This is a genomic window from Phenylobacterium sp., assembly GCF_036723115.1.
Lineage (GTDB): Bacteria > Pseudomonadota > Alphaproteobacteria > Caulobacterales > Caulobacteraceae > Phenylobacterium.
Window position 1 is genome coordinate 11,677 of sequence record NZ_DAIMHV010000042.1, and the last position, 7,479, is coordinate 19,155.

The window sequence follows — 7,479 nt, forward strand, 5'->3', positions numbered from 1 at the left end:
GCCAATCAGAACATGGAGGAGACGAGGATGGACGCCGAACTGATCTGTGAAGGCCTGCAATTCCCCGAAGGCCCCATCGCCATGGCCGACGGCTCGGTGATCATCACCGAGATCAAGGCCCAGCGGCTGTCGCGCATCACCCCCGACGGGCGACGCGAAACCCTGGTGGAGACCGGCGGCGGCCCGAACGGAGCGGCCATCGGCCCGGACGGCGCCATCTACATCACCAATAACGGCGGGTCCTTCACCTGGCCTGAGCAGAACGGCCTGACCATTCCGGGCCCCACCCCGGCCAGTCATACCGGCGGGCTGATCCAGCGGTTCGACCTCAAGACCGGCGCGCTCACCACCCTTTATGAGGCCTGTGACGGCAAGCGGTTCGTGGGACCCAACGACCTGGTTTTCGACCGGCAGGGGGGCTTCTGGTTCAGCGACCATGGCTGCTCCACCCCGGAGGGGCGCAAGTACGGCGCCCTCTATTACGCCAAGCCGGACGGCTCCCATGTGGCGCGGGCGCGCGAGCATTTCGTCTCGCCCAACGGGGTCGGGCTCTCGCCGCAGGAGGACGTGGTCTATATGGCCGACACCCAGCTGGGCCGGCTGTGGGCCTTCGACATCGCCGAGCCCGGCAAGCTCAAGCCTCAGGAAGGCTTCGGCCCCGGTCGTGTGGTGGCCAATCTGCCCGGCTATCAGCTGCTGGACAGCCTGGCCGTGGAGGCCGATGGCCGCATCTGCGTGGCGACCATCATCAATGGCGGGATCACGGCCTTTGAGCCCTCGGGCAAGACCGAGCACTTCCCCTTCCCTGACATGATCGTGACCAACATCTGCTTCGGCGGAGCCGACATGCGCGACGCCTGGGTCACCTGTTCGTCCACCGGCCGGCTTTACAAGGCCCGCTGGCCCCGGCCGGGACACCGGCTCAACTTCAACGCCTGACCGCGCCACAGGCCGGAGCACGATCGGACCTGACGATCCGACCGTACTCCGCCCGGGATCAGTAGAGCTTGGCCATGGCCGAGCGTTCGAAGGCCGCGAGTTCGTCGGTGCGGCCCTCCTTCACCTTGCGGGCCCATTCGGGGTCCTGCAGCAGGGCGCGGCCCACGCCCACCAGGTCGAACTCGTCCCGCTCCAGACGTTCGATCAGACGGTCGAGGGAGGCGGGCTGGGAGCCTTCGCCGGCGAAGGCGGCGATGAACTCGCCCGAGAGGCCCACCGACCCCACAGTGATGGTCGGCACGCCGGTGAGCTTCTTGGCCCAGCCGGCGAAGTTCAGATCCGATCCCTCGAACTCCGGCTCCCAGAAGCGGCGCTGCGAGCAGTGGAGGATATCGGCGCCCGCCTCGGTGAGGGTCGAAAGCCACGCCTCCAGCGCCTGGGGCGTCTCGGCCATCTTCACCTCATAGTCCTGCTGCTTCCACTGGCTGATGCGGATGATCACAGGATAATCGGGGCCGACGGCCTGACGCACGGCGCGCAGGATGTCGGCGGCGAAACGGGCGCGACCGGGCAGGTCCTTGGCGCCATAGGCGTCCTCCCGGGCGTTGGTGCCGTCCCAGAAGAACTGGTCGATGAGATAGCCGTGGGCGCCGTGCAACTCGATGGCGTCAAAGCCCAGGGCCTTGGCGTCGGCGGCGGCCTGGGCGAAGGCGGCGATGGTGTCGGCCACCTCTTCCTCGGTCATGCCCTTGCCGAATTCCTTGCCCGGACGCGACAGGCCCGAGGGGCTGTCATAGGGACCCGGCGGCGTCCATTCCGGATCGCGGGTGCGCACCGCGCCCACATGCCAGAGCTGGGGCGCCATGACCCCGCCCACGGCGTGGACCTCGTCGATCACCCGCTTCCAGGCGGCCAGTTCCTTCTCGCCATGAAAGCGGGGAACGTTCTTGTCGTTGAGGGAGGCGGGGCGGTTGACGCCTGTGCCTTCGGAGATGATCAGACCGACATCGGCCTCGGCGCGACGGCGGTAGTACTGGGCGACCTCTTCGGTGGGGACGCCGCCCGGCGAGAAGGATCGCGTCATGGGGGCCATGACGATGCGGTTCTTCAGCTTCAGGCCTTTGAAGCTGTAGGGACGGAAGAGGGCGTCAGCAGACATGGCGACTCCGGTTCAAACACATGTTCGAACCGAACCTAGGCCAGGGGCCTGACCGGCGTCACCCGCAGAAATTCTGGTGACGCCGTCATCGGCGGAGCGTCCTACTGGACGGCGTCGAGATATTCGATCTCGGGACGGCCCGCCAGGCAGGGGGCCATCTTGGGGCCGGCGGCCTTGAAATAGTCGCTCTGGCCGTGGGCCTTCAGGGCGTCCTCATTGGCGTAGAGTTCCAGCACCTTGTAGGTGTTGGGATCGGTGCGGCTCTTGGTGAGCTGGTAGGCCAGGCACCCCGGCTCATTGGCCTTCACCTGGGCCATCAGGTCCTTGAAGACCTGCTCGAATTCACCGCCCTTGCCATCCTGGACCTTGAGGGTCGCCACTACGCCGATCATGAACAGGTTCTCCCAACGATTGTTTGAATCGACGGTAGAGACGCAAGACGGCGCGGGCAAGCCGAGGCGTGCTCAGGCACGTTCGTTCCAGCCATAGGCCACCCAGTGGTGGCCGCCCAGGTTCTGGGCCTCGATGACGCCGTCGTCCGCCTCGCCGGCGCGGCGGCGGCGGCCAATGCGGCTGGCGCGCACGGCGAGGGCCACCAGGGCCAGGACCGCGCTGACCATCAGGCCGATCACCACCACGGTGGCGGCGAAGACAAAGGCCAGGACCACGCCCACCACCACCGCGGCGGCCGCGGCGAGCGCGCCGCCCAGGGCGCCGAGGCTGCGCAGGGCCGGCCGGTCAGCCGATCCCGCAAAGGGCTTTTCCTGGGTCATCGTCCTTCCTCTTCGTCTCCGTCCGGAGGCTAACGGTCAGCCTCGCCTTCGGCTCCGGCCCGGTCAAGATCGGCGACCGGTGCGGCGAAACAATGGTCAATCATGCGGCGCCGACCAGGGCCATCTCCCGGCGTTCGCGCATGGCCGCCTCGAAGGCGGCGTTGATGGCCTTGGCCTTGGCCTCCGCCACCTCGACAAACTCCTGCGGCAGGCCGCGAGACCGGGCCCGGTCGGGGTGGTGCTCGATCAGGGCGATCTTCCAGGCGGCGCGAAGCTGCTCGTCGCTGGCGTCGTGGGGGGCGCCCAGCACGGCGTAGGGATCATCCGCCCCCAGGCCCAGGTGAGTGGCCTTCAGCCGCCGGAACACCAGTTCCGAGAAGCCGAACAGCTCGGCCACGCGGGAAATATAGGCCATCTCCTCGTCGCTGACGGCCCCGTCGGCGGCGGCGATGTAAAAGAGGCCGTCCAGAACGTCCTCCAGGATCTGCGGACAGCCCCGGTAGCGGTGAGCCAGCCGCCGGGCGTAGCTCTCGAAACCCCGGGTCGTCTGGCGGGCCAGATTGTAAAGGCGCCGCACATTGGGCCGGGAGGCCTCGTCGGACTGGAAGACTTCGGAAAAGGCCTCGAACTCAGCGGCGCCCACATGGCCGTCGGCCCGGGCGAGCTTGGCGCCCAGGGCGACCACGGCGGTGGAGAACGCAGGATCCTCTCCAGGCAATCCAGCCGGGCAGTCGGGGCAATCGGCGGCGTCGGGACCCCGAACCGCCAAGCCAGCAATTTTGCGCCAGAAGCTCATTCGTCTTATGCCACAAGCCTTAGGAAGATGGCGGCCCGATGACAACGCCAATCGAACCCCGCGAAGGTTAAGTTTTGGACAGGCTCTGGACCTTCTGGATCGATCGCGGCGGCACCTTCACCGACGTGATCGCCCGTCGCGACGATGGAAGGGTGCGAACGCTCAAGCGGCTGTCGCGATCCGACGCCTATGCCGACGCCGCCGTGGCGGCCATGCGCGAGGTGCTGGAGACGCCTGAGCCCGCGCCCTTCCCCGCCCACAGGGTCCGCGCCATCCGCATGGGCACCACCGTGGCCACCAACGCCCTGCTGGAGCGGGCCGGCGCCTCGACGGTGTTCGTCACCACCGCGGGCTTCGGCGACATCCTGCGCCTGGGCGACCAGTCGCGGCCCGATCTGTTCGCTCTGAAGATCGTCCGCCCTGAGCCCCTGGCCGAGGCGGTGGTGGAGGCCCAGGAGCGCCTGGGCGCCGAGGGCGAGGTGGTGCTGGCTCTGGATGAGGACCGGCTGCTGGCGGACCTCCGTCAGGCGCGGGCCGCGGGCGCGGTCTCCGCAGCCGTCGCCTTCATGCACGCCGATCTCAACCCGGCCCACGAGGTCAGGGCCGGGGAAATCGCCCGCCAGGCCGGCTTCGACTTCGTCGCCCTGTCCCACGAGGTCTCCCCCCTGCCGCGTTTCACGCCTCGTGCAGAAACTACGGTGGCCGACGCCTATTTGACGCCGATCCTGCGAAATTATGTGCAGGCGGTGGCCGACGCCGTCGGCGGGGCGCCGCTCTATTTCATGACCTCCGCCGGCGCCCTGGTCCCGGCCAGCGGTTTTCGGGGGCGCGATGCGGTGGTCTCGGGCCCGGCCGGCGGAGTGGTGGGGGTCGCGCGCACCGCCCAGGCCGCGGGCTCGGTCGCCGTCCTGGGCTTCGACATGGGCGGCACCTCCACCGATGTCTCCCGTTTCGCCGGTCGACTGGAGCGACGGGATAAGGCCAATATCGGCGGGGTGAAGATGCGCAGCCCCATGCTGGACATCGAGACCGTGGCCGCCGGGGGCGGATCGATCCTGAGCTTTGATGGCCTGCGCGCCCGCGTCGGTCCCCGCAGCGCCGGCGCCCTGCCCGGCCCGGCGGCCTATGGGCGCGGGGGGCCGGCCACGGTGACGGACGCCAATCTGGTGCTGGGCCGGCTCGATCCCGACCGCTTCCCCCGGGTCTTCGGCGCAGGCGGCGACCAGCCTCTGGACGTGGCCGCCGCCCGCCAGGCGCTGGAGGCCCTGGCCCGGCAGATGGGCGCGCCCACGGCCGAAGCCGCCGCCGAGGGATTTCTGGCCATCGCCGTGGAACAGATGGCCCAGGGGGTGCGGCGCATCTCCACCGAGCGGGGCTTCGATCCGCGGGAGCATGACCTGGTGGCCTTTGGCGGCGCGGGCGGTCAGGTGGCCTGCCAGATGGCCGAGGCGCTGGGAGTCCGTCGCGTGCTCTGCCCGCTCTATGGAAGCCTGTTGTCGGCCTATGGGGTCGGCGCCGCCGAGGTGAGCGCCCTGCGCCAGGGCGGACTGGAACATGCTCTCGATTGCGAAGGCCTGAAGCTGGCCCAAGGCCTCGCCTCGACCCTGGAAGCCCAGGCCCGCGCGGCCCTGGCCGATCAGGGGGTGACGCCAGGCCGGTGCGAGATCACCCTACGCCTGCGCTATGAGGGCGCCGACGCCGAACTCCCCGCCCCCCTGATGAGCGAAGACGAGGTGCGGGCGACCTTTGAAGAGGCCCACCAGCGCCTGTTCGGCTTTGTGGAGCGCGCCCGCCCGATCCTGATCGCCAGCGTCGAGGCCGAAGCGGTGGAGACGACCGCCGAGACGGGACTCGGAAACATGGCGACGCCAAAGGGGCCCGACCCGGCGGGCTCGGCGCCGGAACAGGTGGTGATCTATCTGGACGGCCGCGCCTGGCCCGCCCCCGTGGTGGAGGCCGAGGGCCTGGAGGCCCTGTCCGGGCCAGCCCTGATCGTCCGCGACGACACCCAGATCACCGTCCCGGCCGGCTGGCGGGCCCGCCCGGGGCAGGACGGGATGGTCATTCTGGAGCGAGGCCTGGCCCCGGACGCGCCGGCGCCGGCCAGGAATGTCGCGGCGGCCGTGGAGGCTCCCGATCCCGTCACGCTGGAACTGTTCAATCGGCGGTTCATGGGCGTGGCCGAGGCCATGGGCGCGGCCCTGGAACGGACGGCCCATTCGGTGAACATCAAGGAGCGGCTGGACTTCTCCTGCGCCCTCTTCGACGCGGACGGCGGACTGGTGGCCAATGCGCCGCACATGCCCGTCCACCTGGGCTCCATGGGAGCCAGCGTGCGCGCCGTGCGCGACCGCCGCCCGGTGCTGCGGCCCGGCGAGGCCTTCGCCCTGAACAATCCCTATGCCGGGGGCACGCACCTGCCCGACATCACCGTGGTCATGCCGGTCTTTGTGGGCGAGGGCGACCAGCCCACCTTCTATTTGGCCGCCCGGGGCCATCATGCCGACATCGGGGGAATCCAGCCGGGGTCCATGCCGCCGTTTTCGCGGGCGATCGCCGAAGAAGGGGTGCTGCTGGACGCCCTGCCCATCCTCGAGGGCGGGCGGTTCCTGGAGGCTGAGGTGCGCGATGCCCTGGCCGCGGGTCCCTATCCCGCCCGGGCGCCCGAGCGCAACCTGGCCGATCTCAAGGCCCAGCTTGCGGCCTGCCGGGCCGGCGCCGAGGCCGTCAGCGCCATGATCGAGGCTCACGGGACCCCGACCGTCCTGGCCTATATGGGCTTCGTTCAGGCCAACGCCGCTCAGGCCGTGCGGCGGGCGCTGGATCGGCTCTCCGACGGCGAGGCCGAGGCGCCCATGGACGGCGGCGGGGTTGTGCGGGTGCGCACGTCGGTGGATGTGGCCGCCGGACGGGCGAGGCTCGACTTCCGTGACAGCTCAGGCCAGCTGCCCAGCAACTTCAATGCGCCCAAGTCCATCGTCGACGCCGCGGCCCTCTATGTGTTCCGGACGCTGGTGGATGACGACATTCCGCTGAACGCCGGCTGCCTGGAGCCCTTGGACATCCTCACCCGTCCAGGCTCGATGCTCGATCCTGCGCCTGGGGCTGCGGTGGTGGCCGGCAATGTGGAGACCAGCCAGCACATCGTCGACGCCCTCTATGCCGCCCTGGGCGTCATGGCCAACGCCCAGGGCACCATGAACAATCTCACCTTCGGCGATTCTCAGCGGCAGTATTACGAGACCATCTGCGGCGGGACGGGGGCGGGTCCTGAGCATGACGGCGCTTCGGGCGTGCAGTCGCACATGACCAACTCACGGCTGACCGACCCGGAAATCCTCGAACGGCGCTTCCCGGTGCGGATTGAGCACTTCGCCCTGCGGCCGGGCTCGGGCGGCGCCGGGCGGCGCCAGGGCGGGGACGGGGTCCGCCGGCGGCTGCGCTTCCTGGCGCCCATGGAGGTGGCCCTGCTCTCCACGCGGCGCGACCATGCCCCGCAAGGCCTGGCGGGAGGCGGGCCTGGGCTCGGCGGTCGCCAAGCCTTGATCACCGCGGAGGGCGCGGTAAAGGAACTGCCGGGCTGCTTTTCCATTGCGGTCGCGCCCGGCGACGTCGTCGAAATCCATACCCCTGGGGGCGGGGGCTATGGGCAAGCGGCGCCGACCGCCCCATGACCTGACAGGTGATCCCAGTGCTGACTTCCGCCGTCCTCGCCCTCGCCCTCCTGACCCAGACCCCGGAAGCGACCGAGACCGCCGCGTCCAGCGACGTCGTCGCCACGGCCCCGGAGGCCGCCCAGGCGCCCTTTCCCC

6 protein-coding genes are annotated in these 7,479 nt (G+C 69.7%); 2 read left to right on the forward strand and 4 right to left on the reverse strand.

Annotation, left to right across the window (positions count from 1 at the left end; all coding sequences use genetic code 11):
- Window positions 1-27 precede the first annotated feature (27 nt).
- Complete coding sequence (locus V7D28_RS06605; protein WP_333586584.1) at window positions 28-939, forward strand: SMP-30/gluconolactonase/LRE family protein; 912 nt, start codon at window positions 28-30, stop codon at window positions 937-939.
- 58 nt (window positions 940-997) lie between these two features.
- On the opposite strand, the gene V7D28_RS06610 is transcribed toward V7D28_RS06605, so the two are convergent.
- The 4 genes from V7D28_RS06610 to V7D28_RS06625 all read right to left on the reverse strand — a co-directional run bounded on the left by V7D28_RS06610 (window position 998) and on the right by V7D28_RS06625 (window position 3,667).
- Window positions 998-2,098, reverse strand: a complete 1,101-nt coding sequence (locus V7D28_RS06610) for an NADH:flavin oxidoreductase (protein ID WP_333586577.1) — start codon at window positions 2,096-2,098, stop codon at window positions 998-1,000.
- A 101-nt stretch (window positions 2,099-2,199) separates the two neighbouring features.
- Window positions 2,200-2,490, reverse strand: coding sequence for a putative quinol monooxygenase (locus tag V7D28_RS06615; protein WP_333586578.1), 291 nt, complete (start codon window positions 2,488-2,490; stop codon window positions 2,200-2,202).
- Window positions 2,491-2,562: 72 nt separating this feature from the next.
- A complete protein-coding gene (locus V7D28_RS06620) occupies window positions 2,563-2,871 on the reverse strand; it encodes a hypothetical protein (protein WP_333586579.1) in 309 nt (102 codons plus the stop codon).
- Window positions 2,872-2,971: 100 nt separating this feature from the next.
- Window positions 2,972-3,667 (reverse strand): DnaJ family molecular chaperone, encoded by a 696-nt coding sequence (locus tag V7D28_RS06625; protein WP_333586580.1) that lies wholly within the window; start codon window positions 3,665-3,667, stop codon window positions 2,972-2,974.
- 74 nt (window positions 3,668-3,741) lie between these two features.
- On the opposite strand from V7D28_RS06625, the gene V7D28_RS06630 reads away from it, so the two are divergent.
- Window positions 3,742-7,341, forward strand: coding sequence for a hydantoinase B/oxoprolinase family protein (locus tag V7D28_RS06630; RefSeq protein WP_333586581.1), 3,600 nt, complete (start codon window positions 3,742-3,744; stop codon window positions 7,339-7,341).
- The last annotated feature ends 138 nt before the right edge of the window (window positions 7,342-7,479 follow it).